General features: G+C 48.7%; 10 protein-coding genes. All 10 read right to left on the reverse strand.

The genetic code is table 11. The features are described from left to right. Window positions 1–7: 7 nt before the first annotated feature. Window positions 8–3,247 carry a TIM-barrel domain-containing protein gene (locus H171_RS13255; RefSeq protein ID WP_242976957.1) on the reverse strand — a complete coding sequence of 1,080 codons (3,240 nt, stop codon included), beginning with the start codon at window positions 3,245–3,247 and terminating at the stop codon, window positions 8–10. 59 nt (window positions 3,248–3,306) lie between these two features. Next, the gene (locus H171_RS13260; protein WP_100305578.1) at window positions 3,307–4,917 is read right to left on the reverse strand and encodes a glycoside hydrolase family 31 protein; all 1,611 of its coding nucleotides are present in this window, start codon (window positions 4,915–4,917) and stop codon (window positions 3,307–3,309) included. Next, window positions 4,914–5,738, reverse strand: coding sequence for a carbohydrate ABC transporter permease (locus tag H171_RS13265; RefSeq protein WP_166433620.1), 825 nt, complete (start codon window positions 5,736–5,738; stop codon window positions 4,914–4,916). The genes H171_RS13260 and H171_RS13265 overlap by 4 nt, the downstream gene beginning before the upstream one ends. Further along, window positions 5,728–6,645 (reverse strand): carbohydrate ABC transporter permease, encoded by a 918-nt coding sequence (locus H171_RS13270; protein ID WP_100305579.1) that lies wholly within the window; start codon window positions 6,643–6,645, stop codon window positions 5,728–5,730. Before H171_RS13270 ends, H171_RS13265 begins: the two co-directional genes overlap by 11 nt. A gap of 37 nt (window positions 6,646–6,682) precedes the next feature. Further along, a complete protein-coding gene (locus H171_RS13275; RefSeq protein ID WP_100305580.1) occupies window positions 6,683–7,948 on the reverse strand; it encodes an ABC transporter substrate-binding protein in 1,266 nt (421 codons plus the stop codon). Between the two features lie 54 nt (window positions 7,949–8,002). After that, window positions 8,003–9,007 carry a LacI family DNA-binding transcriptional regulator gene (locus H171_RS13280; protein ID WP_100305581.1) on the reverse strand — a complete coding sequence of 335 codons (1,005 nt, stop codon included), beginning with the start codon at window positions 9,005–9,007 and terminating at the stop codon, window positions 8,003–8,005. Window positions 9,008–9,033: 26 nt separating this feature from the next. Next, a complete protein-coding gene (locus tag H171_RS13285; protein WP_166433621.1) occupies window positions 9,034–11,169 on the reverse strand; it encodes a glycoside hydrolase family 65 protein in 2,136 nt (711 codons plus the stop codon). Beyond that, window positions 11,156–12,973, reverse strand: coding sequence for a glycoside hydrolase family 125 protein (locus H171_RS13290; RefSeq protein WP_100305583.1), 1,818 nt, complete (start codon window positions 12,971–12,973; stop codon window positions 11,156–11,158). The genes H171_RS13285 and H171_RS13290 overlap by 14 nt, the downstream gene beginning before the upstream one ends. A 293-nt stretch (window positions 12,974–13,266) precedes the next feature. Next, window positions 13,267–14,409, reverse strand: a complete 1,143-nt coding sequence (locus tag H171_RS13295) for a Gfo/Idh/MocA family protein (RefSeq protein ID WP_100305584.1) — start codon at window positions 14,407–14,409, stop codon at window positions 13,267–13,269. A gap of 12 nt (window positions 14,410–14,421) precedes the next feature. Continuing rightward, a complete protein-coding gene (locus H171_RS13300; protein ID WP_100305585.1) occupies window positions 14,422–15,768 on the reverse strand; it encodes a GH1 family beta-glucosidase in 1,347 nt (448 codons plus the stop codon). Between the last annotated feature and the right edge of the window lie 8 nt (window positions 15,769–15,776).

Raw genomic sequence — 15,776 nt, forward strand, 5'->3', positions numbered from 1 at the left:
CTCCCCCTTATTTAACCAGAATACAGTCCAGATTGATACCGGCGAAATCCCCGTTTTCATAGGAAATCCGGACAGTATTTCTGCCGCTGTTTAAGTTAACAGGAATGTCTGCGGTATTCCAGTCACCCCACCCGGAAGTTACCGGCAGGGCCAAAGCGCTGATGCTTCCCCCATTGACCTTTACGGATCGCTGTCCGGCAGTCACTCCGGCAGAGTAACGGACTGACAGGGAAGCCTTGCGTTTTTCTTTCGAATACACCTCAAATTCTACCCAGTCGCCCTTATCCGCAAACTGGTCCACAAAGCCTTCCCCGTAATAGCCGCTGTAATCCGTGTTGGTGGAAACCTGATTAAGGGATGCATGTTCGGCTTCGTAAGGAGCTTTGTTCACGCCATTTAATTCGATCTTCTTAGCCGGACCGGACGGGGTTTTGATATAGGTCAGTTTTTCATTTTCGTTGTAGTAGAATGCACTTTGTGCCTTTCTAAAGCTATCCAGAGTTTTCACTTCCTGTAATGTCTGACCGTCTGCTTTTACACCGCCGGGTCTGGTTCCAAAGACCTGCGTGGTGATTGGAATCTGGCAGTCAGGCAGATGAACGGTTACAGTACCTGCAGCAAAATTCTCGGTTGCCCGGACTGTCATGGTGCTCCGGTCACTGTGAGACAAGGTATAGGTACTTTCCCCTTCAGGATAGACACGGAACGTGAGGTTTTCGTATTTCTCCACATCATTGCCTATGGATCCGCCGATCTCATAATTTTTGTTTAAGTTAAGGGGCAGAATACTGCCAGACTTTACGTAAACAGGGATAGAGTTCATATCTGTATAATAGTCTTTCGCCATGCCGCCTGCGGTAAGGGCGTTGTGCCAGAAATCGATCCATTCCCCTTCGGGCAGGTATACGCTCTTTACTGTCTGTCCCTCCTGGACAACAGGGGCCACCAAAAGACTGCGCCCAAACATATACTGTTCTTCCAAGTCATAAGTATTGGAATCCTCCGGATTATCTAAGAACATGGCCCTCATCATGGGCGTTCCGCCCTGTGCACTGGTTTGTGCCTCGCTGAAAATATAGGGCAGCAAGTTCATGCGGGTATTGGTGTATTTGCGGAACATGGGTACGATGCTGCTGTCACCTGTACGGCTTTGAACATTCCATGGGGAGCGTTCCTCACTGGGAGAAGGGTTAGCCTTCTCGGAGTGGAACTGCATGATCGGGGCAAAAGCAGCCATTTGGGTACTGCGCTTATAAAGCTCGGCAGAGGGGAAATTCCCCGTAAAACCGGCCAAATCCCAGCTCCAGTAAGGTACACCTGATATACCGGCGCTTAAACCGGCACTGAGAGCATCCCGGAAAGCGGAAAAGCTGGAGGTCTGATCTCCTGCCCAAAAGGCTCCGGTGGTCTGAACGCCTGCGGTCCCCGACCGGCTGAAGGTAATTCCTTCCCCTGTCTTTTTCTTCACAAAGTCGTTATAACCCTTTATGTAGGCGTTAGGGTATGCATTACGCATGGAAAGGTCCGTACTGCCGTTATGGAAGGAAGTGTCTTTACGCCAAACCATTTCCCCGCCGTCTGTTTTTACACCGTCTATCTTAATGTCATCAAAAAGGTAGGAGCGCTTGTTCATCCACCAATCAACTGCCTCGGGATTGGTGAAATCCAACAGCAGACTGTTTCCGAACCACCCTGATTCGGGTATGCGGTAGGGCCCATTATGTCCGTCGGAAACGGCATATCCCTTCTGGAGCATATAGGCTTCGTCATTGTCCTTTTGTGCATAGGAGTAAGGCGTGTATTTTAAAACAGGTATCTGCCACAGCACCAGTTTTATGCCATTTTCATGAAGAGTATCTGACATGGCCTTTGGATCGGGCCATTTAGAGCCGTAGGTAAAATCCGAATTGCGGAAAGCGGACGAGCCTGAAACGGGCGTATAGGTGGCTTCATTCCAGACATAAAAGGTGTTTTCGTCGCTCCACTGTTCCAGGACTAAAACCGTAGCCGGTATGTCGTTGTTTTTAGACTGGTTCATGGCTTCCAGCGCTTCTGATTGGGTATCCCATTCATTGGCTGACATCCAAAGTCCGAAGGCCCACTTGGGCAGTTCCTGGGGCAGACCGGAAATTGTGTTGTATTTGCCCACCACTTTCGCAGCCGTACTTGCGCTGATCAGGTAGTAATCCAAAAGGGGCGAATCCACATGTTCCGTGTCAGCTTCAAATACATACCGGTCTTTATCGGATGCTGCCATATCGAACCTGGAATAACAGGTGGTATTTAAGTAAATTCCGTAACCTTTGCTGGTAACGAAAAAGGGAACCGACAAATAGGTTTTGCTGCCCTGGTTCTGGTATTGGTTGTAAATGTAGGTTTCAACCACCTCTCCCCGTTTCTCAGCACCATTATAGTGCTCTCCGAAACCATAGAAGTGCTCATCCGAAGGGGAGAAATACCCGTCCCGGAACTGCCCGATCACGTCCTTTCCATCGGTCAGCCAGGACATCTCTTTGCCCATTCCTCCGTTCGAAGTTAAAACCCTTTTGTGTTCGTAGCTGTACACCTCTAAGGCATATGGGTTCTTTGTGACGGTAACCCGCAGTTTTCCGGTATCTATCTCCACCTTTTGGGCATTTTCCGTCACGGTATAGCCGGTAATCCCGGAAGCAAATTTCCCATTTCCTTTTGGTGAAAGCTGGAAACGCACTGTTTCCTCGTCCGTAAAGCTAAGTGCCAGCTTTGGAGAGAAATTCCCCGTATCCGCTGTCACATCAAAAAGGACGGTTCCATTTTTATAGTTATTTAAAGATACGGACTTTACTTTTTCCCAGTCGGCCACGTGAAAGGTAAAGGGACCGATGGCTTTGGCGTTCGTGCCATTTACATCCCCGTGTACCGTATACTCCACAGTATCTCCTTTTGCAAAGGAGCCCAGATCCGCCTCCCAATAAGAATTGTTCCCGCTGTTATAGGACCAGCCTGCGCCTACGTCCGCTTTCCTGACACCGTTTACGGTGTAGGAAATCCAAACCGTCTGGCCGGATTCCACAGGCCAGGTGGTGCTGTGTATCCGCACAGACTGACCTGCTATTGGATTTCTGGGTGAACGCTCGGTAGGTTCTATTTCATAAATATCATTTAATCCATAAGGATTGTGCCACGTTCCTTCAAGCGCAAAGGCTGGTGAAACGTTGAGCAAAATACAGCATATGCTCAGTAAAATGGCCATTAGCTTCTTTCTCATATGTCCCCTCCATTTTTCATAAGTATTATTTCCTTGTGAAATGGTTTCTTTTTGTTAAACTAGTTCAGTCGCCAGACCAAAAGTTCTCCCGCCCGGCATTCTTTGTACAAACGGCATGGACCCGCTGTTTGTTCTCCTGTCCAATAATCGCTCCAATTTCCTTTTGGCAGATATACCTGCCGTCCTATCACTCCTTCCTCTAAAACCGGAGCCACTAGAAGCTGCGAACCGAACATATACTCGTCGTCCACTGCGCATGCTTCCTTATCCTCCGGCCAGTCAGTCACCAATGCGGCCATCAGTGGGCGGCCCGTATTTGCGCTTACGCTTGCTTCCTTAAGAATATAAGGCAGCAGCCTCTCCCTTTCTTTTGTAAATTTCCGGCAAATGTCAATGATTTCCGGTCTGCCTGTCACCTTAGCCATGTTCCATGGACTTCTGTCGTTGATTTCTTCTTCTGAAGCCGCCAGAAGCTCAGAAAACTGGCCGGAAGCCGGCTCCGAGTGCCACTGCATGACCGGTGCAAAGCAGGCCAGGCAGAAGGATCGCAGATACAATTCGGCGGAAGGCATTTTTCCGGCAAAGCCCGCCAGGTCAAAGCCCCAGAAGGGCAGCCCCGACAATCCGGCATTTAAACCTGCCGTCACCACATGGCGCAGTTCTTCCCAAGTGGACTGCTGATCCCCGGCCCAGTGCATAGGCGTGGTCTGAGCTCCCGTATATCCGGCCCTTGAAAAAAGCATCCGGTCTTCTTTTATAAAGTCCGTATAAGCTCTGGTGTAAACCATGGCATACCCATTTTTCATCTGGGCACCGGTCCGTCCGTCAAAAAAGCGGGCGCCGTCGTCGTATACAAACTCACCGCCGTCGGTCTTAAAGCCGTCCACTCCCATATCAAGCAGATATTGCCGTTTCCCAAACCACCAGTCACAGGCAGCCGGGTTGGTGAAGTCCGGTATCATGGAACCTCCGAACCAGCGCCCCTCCGGAATCAGATAGGGGGATCCGTCGGCATTGGTAACGACATAGCCCTTTTGCACCGCTTCTGCGCAGTCCGCCTCATGTTCCGGACAGACGCGCCAAGGCTCCAGCTTTTTCAAAACCGGTATCTGCCAGAGAATAAGGCGGATTCCTTTTTCGTGAAGATCCCGGATCATCCCTTCCGGATTGGGAAAACGTTCCTTGTCAAAGCGGTAAAAGGTAGCTTCATCGCTCCAGGCTTCGATTACCACCACAGCAGGCTTCATCCCCTGCCTGACAGCTTCCTCCACCACTTCTTCCACCACCGCCTGACTATCCCATCGGTTGGCAGACATCCAAAGGCCAAAGGCCCAGTCCGGCGGCACTCTGGGCCGGCCCGTAAGCGCTGTAAACTCTTTAAGAACTTCCAGGGGCTTTCCCGTAAATGTCCGCACATCGTATTGGTCCGGAAGCGTAAAGACGATCCCATCAGCGGTCTTTTCCGTGAATACGGTAAACTTCTCCATTGTGTCCACATAAAGGCCCCCTCCCCCGTCTGTCAATGCAAAGGGAATGGGCAAATAGGTGGAAGCCCCCTGATTGGTAAAGGTTTCGTATACATGGTTTTCGCGGACCAGCCCCTCCTGATTCAATGCGTCAAACCGTTCTCCAAATCCGTAAACAGCCTGACCTGCAAGTAGACATTTCATCCTTTCACACCTCCTACCTGTAATCCTGCTGCAAAATACTTCTGTGCAAAAGCATATACCACCAGGATCGGGAGCATGGAAACCAGCGCTCCCGCCATAAGTAAGTTGTATTCACTTTTGTACTGCCCGTTTAAGGAGCTTAGAATAATGGGCAGGGTAAACTTTGTCTTTGTGGTCAGCATGACCAGCGGCAGTAAATAGTCATTCCATGCGTCCATAAAGCAGATAATTGCCAAAGTGGCAAGGCTGGACTTGCACATGGGACATATGATCCGTACAAAGACAGTAAAGATTTCCGCGCCGTCAATGGCGGGCGCTTCCATATAGACATTAGGAATCGTCATCATACGCTGTCGCAGCATAAACACCGCAAACACCTTGAACATACTGGGCAGCACCAAAGCTCCCAGACTATCCACCAGCTTCAGTTCTCCCATAAGTAAGTAAAGGGGGATGAACAGCACCTGGGAAGGAATCATCATGGTGGCCAGGTAAACCAAAAAAATAACGTTTTTCCCCCTAAAATCCAGTTTCGCAAAGGCAAAAGCGGCCATAGCGGAACTGATGATCGTCACGGCTACGGAACTGACAGAGACCACAAGAGAATTAAGCATGGAAACGGTCATTCCCTCTTTGCGGAACAAATCTGAGAAATTCTTAAGGGTCGGGTTTTTGGGTATCCACTGTATGGGCAGAGCCATGATTGCTCCGTAGTTCTTGAAAGAAGTGGACAGCATCCAGAAAAACGGAAGCAAGGTTACGGCCGACAGCAAAACAGCCGTCAAATGGTATAAAACTCCGGATGCCGCTTTACGACTCATAGTACACCCACTTTCTTTGCAGCACGTTTTGCAGTACGGTAAAACCAAAAATAATGACAAACAACACCCAGGACCAGGCCGCCGCATAACCCATTCGGCCAAATTTAAAGGCGTATTTGTAAATCCGCTCCACCATGACCATGGTGGCTCCATTGGGTCCTGCGTCGCCGTTCTTGGTCATGACCATGATCTGCGGAAAAAGCTGAAAGGCATTGATCAGGGACAGCATAATGACGTAGAACAAAATCGGGGACAGCAGGGGCAGAGTGATGCTTTTAAACTTTTGAAAATATCCCGCCCCGTCAATCTCGGCGGCCTCGTAGTACTCTGGATTTATGGCCAAAAGGCCGCTAAGCAGAATCATTCCGTAAAATCCCATGTCCTTCCATACACTGGCCAGGACGATGGAGGGCATTGCCCAGCTCTCGCTCTGGAGCCACAAAGGCCCCTTAATACCGATGGCTGACAAGGCATTGTTGATCGGCCCGTACTCCGGACTTAACATCCATTTCCAGATCAAGGCACCCGCCACCCAGCTGGTCAGCACCGGTATGTAATAAAGCATCCGGTAAATACCGGCCATGCGGCTCTTCCTCTGAATAATCAGGGCGACCATGAAAGAAAACAGCAGTACAAGCGGAAGGTAAAGCAGAATAAAATAGGCGTTATGCCTCAATACCATCCAAAATTCAGGATCTTTGACAAGTTGGGAATAATTAGAAAAACCCACGAACTTGTCACCGACAAATTGAAAAAAACCGTGGAACAGCCTTACCCTGCTTAACCCCGACCAATCGGTGAGACTAAGCAGCAGCGAGGCAAAAATAGGAATCAGATTAAACAGCACAAGTCCGGCCATACTTGGCAAAAGAAAGATAAAGGCTCTTATCCCCTGTTTTTTATACATAGCAGTTCCCTCCTGTCAGGCTCGATAAATGTCAGTCTCATTTGATTTTCTGTTCCAGTTCTGCCTGACATGCATCCAGCGCGTCTTTAGCGGTAACGTTACCGGAAATAGCGTTGTTTAAGTGCTTGGTGATGATCTCCTGCATTTCAGACTGCTGTTTCACCACCGGCGGCGTTACAAGATAATCCAGGGATTTAAATACCGCTTCCCGGTTCTCCGGCGGGGTGACCTTTCGATAGGAATCAAGAACATCCTGATAGATAACAGGCGGAAGTTCCCAGCTTGAATCCACCCTGATTTGTGCGGCTTCCTTGCTTCCTGCCAGAAAAGCAGCCAAAGCGGCGGCAGCTTCAGGATTAGGGGTTTCTTTGTTTACCACATAGGCATTTGAGAAAAAGTGTGTGGCTTTTACGGTATTCCCAGGCTCCACCGCCACGTCCCAGTCAAAATCGCAGTTATCGGTAAAGTCACTGAAGGCCCAGATTCCGGTTATAATCATGCCCAGACGTCCGGATTTAAACAAATCCCAGTCGCCCATGCCCCCCATTTGTGCGTCCGAAGGCATGACATTGCTGTCCGTCACCCAACCGGACATAATTTCCAGGGTTTCCACATTCTGCGGCAAATTAATCGTAAACTTCCTGCCATCTTCGCTCAACAAGCTTCCGCCGTTCTGCTTCACCCCTTTGTAAAATTCATGGAAACTTACGGGACGGTATAAACCATAGGTGTCTCCGGAGAGAGCACGGATCTTCTTTGCGGCTTCTAACATTTCCGTCCAGGTCCAGTCGTCGGTGGGATAGGCGGCTCCTGCCTTGTCAAATAAATCCTTGTTATATACAAGCACTACGTTGGAGAAGGAATTGGGAATTCCAAATTGTTTCCCCTCGTACTGGAAGGCTTCCAAAGCCGTCTGGTTAAAGCCTGATGTATCCCCTATCAAAGAGCCGATGTCCAAAAGAACATCTTCCGACGCATAGGCCACGAAATTCTCAAAATTCAGTTCAAATACGTCTGCCGCACTGCCGCCGACGATTTTAGACTGTAACTGAGTGAAATAATCATCATAGCCAAAGCTTTGCAGTTCCACCTTGATGTCTGGGTACTGCTCATTGAATTTTGCAATCATTTCTTTCAGTGCCCCCTCAGACGCACCGCTGCCCGAAAACTGGTCCAGACGGATTGTGACTGCTTCTCCGGCCTTGGGTTTTTCTGCAGTTTTGGAACTGCAGCCTGAAAGTAAAACTGCGGTACATACCATTGCACTTACGGCCCATTTACATTTTTTTGCTAACTTCATCATAATAAACTGTCTCCTTAATAGAAAGAATGGGTGTTGCTTTTTTTCGTAAAAGGATCAGCGCACTGATCCCCTTTCTACCAAAGTTAATGGAAATACCTTGTTCTGTAGTGTGTGGTTCTCATTTATCAGAAGTTTCACCGCTTCCGCCCCCTTTGCCGCCACATCCTGATGTATGGTGGTAAGAGGCGGATCACAGGTTTTGGAAAGCAGCGAATCATCAAAACCTATGACCGAAATGTCCTTTGGAACCTTTACGCCCCTCCCGCGCAGTCCCATACATAAGCCCACCGCCAGAATGTCTGCAGAAACAAACACTCCGTCGGGCCGTTCGTCCATTCCAGCCAGATATTCCCCCATTTCACAGCCGTATTCAAAGGACACCTCCCCCGACAATAGCAAGGATTTCACCGGGCTCACCCCGTACTCTCCCAGAGCCTTTTCATACCCCTTATGACGCAGAAAATTCACGCCCCTGTCATTGACATGCCCGGTCACGTGGGCAATTCTTCTAAGCCCCTTTTCCAACAGGTACTTAGTCGCCATATACCCGCCCTGCATATCGTCCACGCCGACCCTGTGAAAGCCGGAAACTTCGCAGTAACTGTCCACCAGTACCACTGGGATGTTTAAGGTTTTTAACTGACGGCATTCCTCGTCGTCATTCATTCCCACCACGATCACGCCGTCCAGTCCCCGGGTTCTGGCCACTTCCGCGTAAGTCTGGCCGGAATCGGCACCGGAAATCATGATGTGATAACCGCTTTTTCTGGCAGTATACTCCGCCGCCGACATGAAATCACCATAAAAGGGATTAGAGAACATTAATTCTTTTCCTGATTCCGTCTGTGGTATCAGAACTCCTAATAAATTGCTTTTGTTGTTTACCAGGGTGCGGGCTGCCAGGTTGGGAATGTATCCCAGTTCCTTTATGGCGTCATTCACCCGCTTAATTGTTTCAGGGCTTAAGCTTTGCGAGGGCGTATTATTGATTACATAAGACACCGTGGCTATAGAAACCCCCGCTTTTTCAGCCACATCCTTTAAACCAGGCCGCTTCATAAAATCACCTTCCTTCTGATCATTTTTTATTCCTCTTCTGCTTCTATCTTTCCGCCTTTTTCGTCAATAACTGCCAGGTACCACTTTCCTTTTATATAAAAGTGAAACGATAAACGTTCCCAGTCCTTCGGAAGTCTGGGAGATAGCTGCGGCCTGCCGCCGGTTCCCAGTGCCAGACCTGCGAAACCAAAAACAACCGCCTGCCAGGTGGCGCCTGCCGCTGCCAAATGAATGCCTTCCCGTCCCGTATTCTTCATCCGGTTCTCCAGATCCAGAAACAGGCTTTTGTCAAAATATTCATAAGCTTTCTGCTCCAGGCCCAGTTTCGCCGCCGCCCATGCATGAATCCCAAAGCTTAAGCTGGAATCATGAAGTGTAAGCGGTTCATAAAAATCCCAGATAGCTTTTTGTTCCCGATCGGTAAAACAGTCTGGCTTTAAGACCATGAGCAGTACCAGATCTGCCTGTTTTAACACCTGATACCTTTGGAGCCAGTCAAAATCGTACTGATGATAGGCTGCGCTTCCATCTCCGGCCTTTTGTCCGGGAAAAGCTTCCAGCCGGAGGAAATTGTCGTCCTGTATGTACAAGTCTCTGTCAGAATCGTACTCAATCCGGCTTTTTTCTATGATGTCCCGCCACTTTTTCATTTCCGGAATGCTTGCTTCCGCTTCCTTCCTCCGGACTGCCTGCAAAGCCAGCCGTAGATTATGGCGGGCCAAAAGTACCGTATAGGCGTTGTTTCCCGAAACGCCGCAGTATTCGTCGGGTCCCTTAACAAAGAGCAGGTTATATGTGTCCTTTCTCTTGTCATAGGAAAACCTTCCGGCCCAATACCTGGCGGTTTCCACATACAGCTGTGCTGAACGGCTATCCAGGGTTTCATCTCCTGAAACCTTTAAGTAGTTTTCAACCGCATAGGCTACGTCTGCGGTAATGTGAATCTCACAGCGCCCGATGTCCCAGCTTTGGCATTGTTCTATGCCTCCTATGGCACACATCCAGGGATACCTTGCTCCTGGCAGATTCAGCGCTTTTGCGTTCTTCTTTGCATCCGGCAGAGTGTTTAACCGGAACAGGATCAGATTTCTTGCAGCCTGTGGGTCCGTATACAGGTAAAACGGAAGCAGGAAAATGTCCGTATCCCAAAAGCAGCAGCCTTTGTACCGTCCATGGGTCAAGCCCCTTGCGCCAATGCTGACCGTCGGGTCCTCCCATGGGCAATTCTGAATGAGCTGGAATAAGTTATATCGCAGGGCGGACTGAAGGGAACTATCGTTTCCTTTTTGGGTGATTTGTATATCGGCTTGGTTCCAGCGGGTTTTCCAGGCCGCTTCACTGTCTTTTAACAGTTCTGCAAACGAACGTTTTATAACGTGGGGACGCAAGTCATGCCCGCCGTGAGGGAATGTTTCCGGATCCGTTAAAACTGCTTCCGTATAGATGATCTTTTCGATCCTCACCATTTCCCCTTCTACCAGAGGAATGTTCAGTTCTTTCGCCGGACAGTCAGGCACCGAAGCGTCCTTTGCCGTACCCCGGTTCTGAATCATGCGGGCGGTCATGGCTACGTGCAAACGGCTGGAAGCTTTGCTGTCAGCCTTCAAAAAACAGTAGTCTTCTGCCGTTTCCGTTTCTGAAACGGTGAGCAAAGACACGGTATCCAAGTTATCCTTGGTCTGGTCGTCATCCACTGGGAGGTTTACGGTTTTCCCGTCAATGCCCATGAAAACAGCTGCATTCCCGCTGTAGTTTAAGGCCGTTAATTCCAGTGAAAGGGCCGATAAGTGTTTATTGTCCATGCTGATAAAGCGGGAAATATCAATTTGTGTTTCTCTTCCTTCCTTATCTTTCCACACCGACTTCCTCTCAAAAAGGCCGTTTCGCATATCCAGGGATTGGGAGAAGGTCCGGTACTCCCCTTTCCCCAGGGAAAGCTGGAAATGAAACAGATCCGGTAAGTTCACCATATCCGTAACACCGGGGCTGATATACTCAAACCCCCCTGCCAGATAGCTGCAGCGCTCATGAGCCTTTGCCCCGTCCAAGAAAAACGCACAGCGGGAACCCAGATAGCCGTTTGCCTGGCTGAATATGCTTTCCAAAAATGTTGGATCTTCTTTGCCCTCACACCGAATCATCCATGGTTCATACTGGATCATTTTCCGCACCTCCCTCATTCATCCCTTCCATCAAACAATAGGACAAAAATCCTGCACAGGTCGCAAACGCGGCTCCTGTGCTACATTCGCCTGTCATTTCATCTACGCTTTCACAGGCGATTCCATTATCCATGGAAGCCCTGCGTAGAAAGTCTAAAGACGCTTCCTTTCTGCCGCTGATCAGTCCGTTGGCGACGCTCAGTATCCAGGGATGAGGCGCATGGGGGCAGCCAATGTCAGAAAAAGGCTTTCCTGCAAAAGAATATGGATAATCCGGACTTCTTATCATCTCAACAGTATTTTGCCAAACAGAATCATCCTTGCCGCAAAAACCTAAATAGGGCAACAGCTCCAGGCTGCCCGGCGGTTCATCGTATACATCCCAGTTCCCAGCCTCATCTACGGACCAGGCAAAAATCGTTTTACCCTGATACACCTTTACACAATGGGTTCTAATGGCATCAAACAAGCTCAAAACTTCCTCTTCCAGCCACTTAAGCGTTTCAGTAGGCCACAAATTATGATACAGTTTCCCCAAATCCCGCAGGCACCGCCAAGTTAAAACATTGTTATACGTACCATAAGGATAAACCCGCATGTCGTCCGTGGGCTGTAAAAAAGTTTCATACAAATGAAGGGCCTTGCTTCGCTTGGACTGTAGTATCGAAAGGATTTTCTTTACTCCTTTCTCAATATGGCTTTCCTGTAAAAGGTCAGTCTCTCCCGTGTCATTGACGTAACGGCTAAGAGCCATTAAGGGGGCGCACAGTTCATCCAGTTCAAATCCCGGTTCCAGCACTGTCCCGTCTATGTAACGGCTGTGAATGCCAATTTGTTTGATTTGACGGGTAAATACGTAATCCAGAAGTTCCTTTGCATACTGCGGATCCGCCTTTAGAATGGAAGGAAAACTCCAAAGCAGGCTGTCCCTGTCCCAATAGGCTGCGCTGACGTAATACCTGGGGCTTCTGGAGGTGACCATGACCACTTCCTCCGTATCCATGGTCATACCCGTTGCATAAAAGAAGTTAAAAAACAAGTTCCGGTTTAACAGGGAATCCACTGACCGTATGCCTACGGTTTTCTGACGCTTTGACAGCCAGCACAGGGTTTCCTCATAAACCGCGTCAAAACTCTGCCGCAAAAGCTCCTTAGCCGCCGTGGCCGCAGCCACCTCTTCAAAGCCCACGCCCCAGAAAATGTCCAGTACCACGGATTCTCCGGATTTTAACAAGCAATCATGGGTCCCTATGTAGCGTATTTCCTCCCCCTGTTCAAATTCCCATTTAACCGGCAATGCCGTCATAGGTGCAAATGCCATAACCGGCATTCCAATGGACAAATCAAAGACCGGGCCGTCATTCCAGCCGGAATGGTAAACCTTTCTCTCTCCCGTAACCGTCTTATCCTCGTTGACGCTGTGAGTCACTTTTCCCCACGCCCCGCTGAAACCACAGGATAGCTCCCGTTCTTTGCCGGAATGATTCACAACGGTCAACCGTATGGCAAAGGCCTTCTGGCCTATAGGAGCCAGAAAAACACCTTCTGTACGAATACCGTCCTTCACCGACTCAAACCTGGGAATCCAGTCCCGTTCCCGCTTCCATTCCAAATCACAGAGCAGATCCCCTTCCTCCGCCTGCACAAAAGGCCGTATGAGGGGTTCGCTTTCGCCACCCCAAAAAGCCAGCATCCCTTTATAGCCCATATGCAGCACCGTAAAGCTTTCTATCGAAGCCGTAGTCTGGTTCAATGTCGGCAGGCTGACAAATTCGTTCCCCGTGGGCATATAGCAATCTTGCATAAAAACACCTCCCCAATTTTTACTGAAACGTTTAAGTAGTCAGTATAAAATTATTGATATTGTATTGGTAATTATATACTCTGTTCTCTTTTTTTGTCAATATGTTTTAATAAAAATTTCCTAGTTTCAAATGATGTTTTGTGCTTATAGCTGATGGACAATAGCCCTCCCATTTATGCAATCTAAAAATGGGAGGGCTTTCTGCCTAAATCCGGAACATTTCCAGATCCTCTGCCTGATACTTTTCCCTGATCTGCCTTAATTTTATTTTCAAACAGGCCAGCTCCGCTAATCTAAAAACTCAATGCTCCCTCCGGCTGGTTCTGCGCATAATTCCCGCCCAGATATCCTCTTGGCAGCATAGGCTGTCTCTCAAATCCGGATTTCATCTCATAAAACCCTTTTGTTTCCCCGCTTTCAATGATTCCCGTAAGAATTTCCAAAGCATGAAATGCCATATCGCCATTTGTCCTGGGCACGCGCCCTTTTCTTAAGGCCCAGGCCATCTCTGCAACTCCAAGCCCTCTGTCATCGCCATCGTATCCATGGGTATGCGGGAATACGATAGGTTCTGCCCGGCCTTTTAAGATAACCTTCACATCGCCGCCAAAAAAGTTGGGATCCTCCAGGAATATGATACCTTCCGTGCCGTAGAATGACACATAAGGTTTTTCCGTGCGGATGCTTCTGGAATTAAAGTGGAGCGTTCCCATACAGCCGCTTTTAAAACGCAGGTTACCCATAAGGTATGTCTCTGATTCCTGGGAATAAGTCTCCCCAAAATTATCATTCTTTACAAAGTAATGCTTCTGCTCCGGCATGGAAACACCGGACATTCCGCACACTTCCATTACTTCTCCCAGCACGTTAATCATGGCTGTGGTATAATAAATTCCCACATCAATCCCGATTCCGCCTCCTGATTTAGCGGTGTAGGGAAATTTCTCAGCCAAAAGGCGGGCATCCCGTTGAAGGACTGCCACGCTGGAAGTCACGGTTCCAATCATGCCCGATTCCACCAGATACCTGGCAGTCTGCACAGCCGCCCCCAGAAATGTGTCCGGTGCGCTGCAAAGCAGCTTTCCCTTCACAGCGGCCAGGGCTGTCAGCTCTTTTGCCTGGGTAATGTCAGCAGACAGCACCTTTTCCGTATACACATGCTTCCCATGCTCCAGAAGATTCTTTATCACCTGGTAGTGAGCAGCAGGATTGGTCAGATTCACCACGATTTCAATTTCCGTATCCCCCAGAATTTCTTCCATTGTCATAGCGCGAATACCGTAAGCAGCCGCTGTTTCTTCTGCCAACTGACGGTTTAAATCGCAGCATCCTACCAATTCCAGGATTTCAAAGGTCTTTGCCATATTTTCAATATAGATCCGGCTAATGGCTCCGCACCCGATTACCGCTGTCTTTACTTTCTTTATTCCTTTCATGCGAAAGCCTCCCTATACCGCATTCTGCTCAATTACATTTGAATACCAGTGTCCGCTTTCCTTAATAATTCTTTCCTGGGTATTGAAGTCCACGAATACGATTCCGAAACGGCTGCTATATCCGAATGACCACTCAAAATTGTCATACAAAGACCACTGAAAATATCCCTGAACATTAACTCCCTGGGAAATGGCCTCCCAAAGTGCTGTTAAATGCCTGTGGAGATAATCCTTCCTTGCGCCGTCTTCTACTTTTCCTTCCATGGAAACCACATCCGGGAAGGAAGTGCCATTTTCCGTTATGTAGATCTTGTCAATTCCATACTCATTCTTCATCCGTAAAAGCATCGTTACCAGGCCTTGCTCTGTTACCGGCCAGTTCCTGTCATTGACGGGAACGTATTTGGGATTCTCTATCTTAAACCCAAGAGGCCATACGCTGTCATCCGCCTTCACATGAAAGTCATTGTAATAATTCAGGCCGATGAAATCCAGCTTCTGTCCAATGAGCTTCATGTGCTCCTCTTTAAATTCCGGAAGTCTTACACCTTTGGAACGGTAAAACTCCAACATTTCCTGTGGATATCTGCCGTACACAATAGGCTCAGCAAACCAGCGGTTTAAATACCCATCTGCCCTGGCTGCTGCCTGTATATCCTCTGGCTTACCCGTAAGAGGAAGCCTTCCCATCAGGTTTAAGGTAATTCCAATTTCCCCGTCACAGCCTTTTTTACGGAAATAATCCACTGCAAGACCGTGTGCTACATAAAGATAGTATGACACCTGCACTGCTGTCGAAAAATCCCGGATACCGGGAGCCTGACGCCCCTCGGAATTGCCTAGAAACGCAGCGCAATAAGGTTCATTTAATGTGATCCATTTCTTCACCTTGCCATGAAATGCATCTATAACAACCTTTGCGTATTCCAAAAAATATTCCGGCATCTGGGGATTGGCCCATCCGCCTATATCCTGCAGGGCCTGAGGAAGATCCCAGTGGTATAACGTGATATACGGTTCGATTCCCGCATCCAGAAGTTCATCAATAAGACGGCTGTAAAATTCAAGCCCCTTTTCATTGACTTCCCCATATCCCTTTGGAAAAATCCTGGACCAGGCAATGGAGAACCGGTAAGCCTTGATTCCCATACGCTTCATCAGAGCTACATCCTCTTTGTATCTGTGATAATGGTCACATGCTATTTTTCCATCATCTCCATTTAAAACATTACCGGGAACCTGGCAATACCTGTCCCATATCGTTTCTCCTCTTCCGTCTTCATCCCAAGCGCCTTCAATCTGGTATGACGCAGTAGCCGCCCCCCATGCAAAGCCTTCCGGAAACTGTCTCTGTCCCATGATTCCGC

Origin of the sequence: [Clostridium] celerecrescens 18A, from assembly GCF_002797975.1 — a bacterium.
Taxonomy (GTDB): Bacteria; Bacillota; Clostridia; order Lachnospirales; family Lachnospiraceae; genus Lacrimispora; species Lacrimispora celerecrescens.

Excerpts from the sequence above, each read along its gene's own strand:
- H171_RS13255 (WP_242976957.1), bottom strand. The coding sequence starts at position 3,247 with ATGAGAAAGAAGCTAATGGCCATTTTACTGAGCATATGCTGTATTTTG.
- H171_RS13260 (WP_100305578.1), bottom strand. The coding sequence starts at position 4,917 with ATGAAATGTCTACTTGCAGGTCAGGCTGTTTACGGATTTGGAGAACGG.
- H171_RS13265 (WP_166433620.1), bottom strand. The coding sequence starts at position 5,738 with ATGAGTCGTAAAGCGGCATCCGGAGTTTTATACCATTTGACGGCTGTT.
- H171_RS13270 (WP_100305579.1), bottom strand. The coding sequence starts at position 6,645 with ATGTATAAAAAACAGGGGATAAGAGCCTTTATCTTTCTTTTGCCAAGT.
- H171_RS13275 (WP_100305580.1), bottom strand. The coding sequence starts at position 7,948 with ATGATGAAGTTAGCAAAAAAATGTAAATGGGCCGTAAGTGCAATGGTA.
- H171_RS13280 (WP_100305581.1), bottom strand. The coding sequence starts at position 9,007 with ATGAAGCGGCCTGGTTTAAAGGATGTGGCTGAAAAAGCGGGGGTTTCT.
- H171_RS13285 (WP_166433621.1), bottom strand. The coding sequence starts at position 11,169 with ATGATCCAGTATGAACCATGGATGATTCGGTGTGAGGGCAAAGAAGAT.
- H171_RS13290 (WP_100305583.1), bottom strand. The coding sequence starts at position 12,973 with ATGCAAGATTGCTATATGCCCACGGGGAACGAATTTGTCAGCCTGCCG.
- H171_RS13295 (WP_100305584.1), bottom strand. The coding sequence starts at position 14,409 with ATGAAAGGAATAAAGAAAGTAAAGACAGCGGTAATCGGGTGCGGAGCC.
- H171_RS13300 (WP_100305585.1), bottom strand. The coding sequence starts at position 15,768 with ATGGGACAGAGACAGTTTCCGGAAGGCTTTGCATGGGGGGCGGCTACT.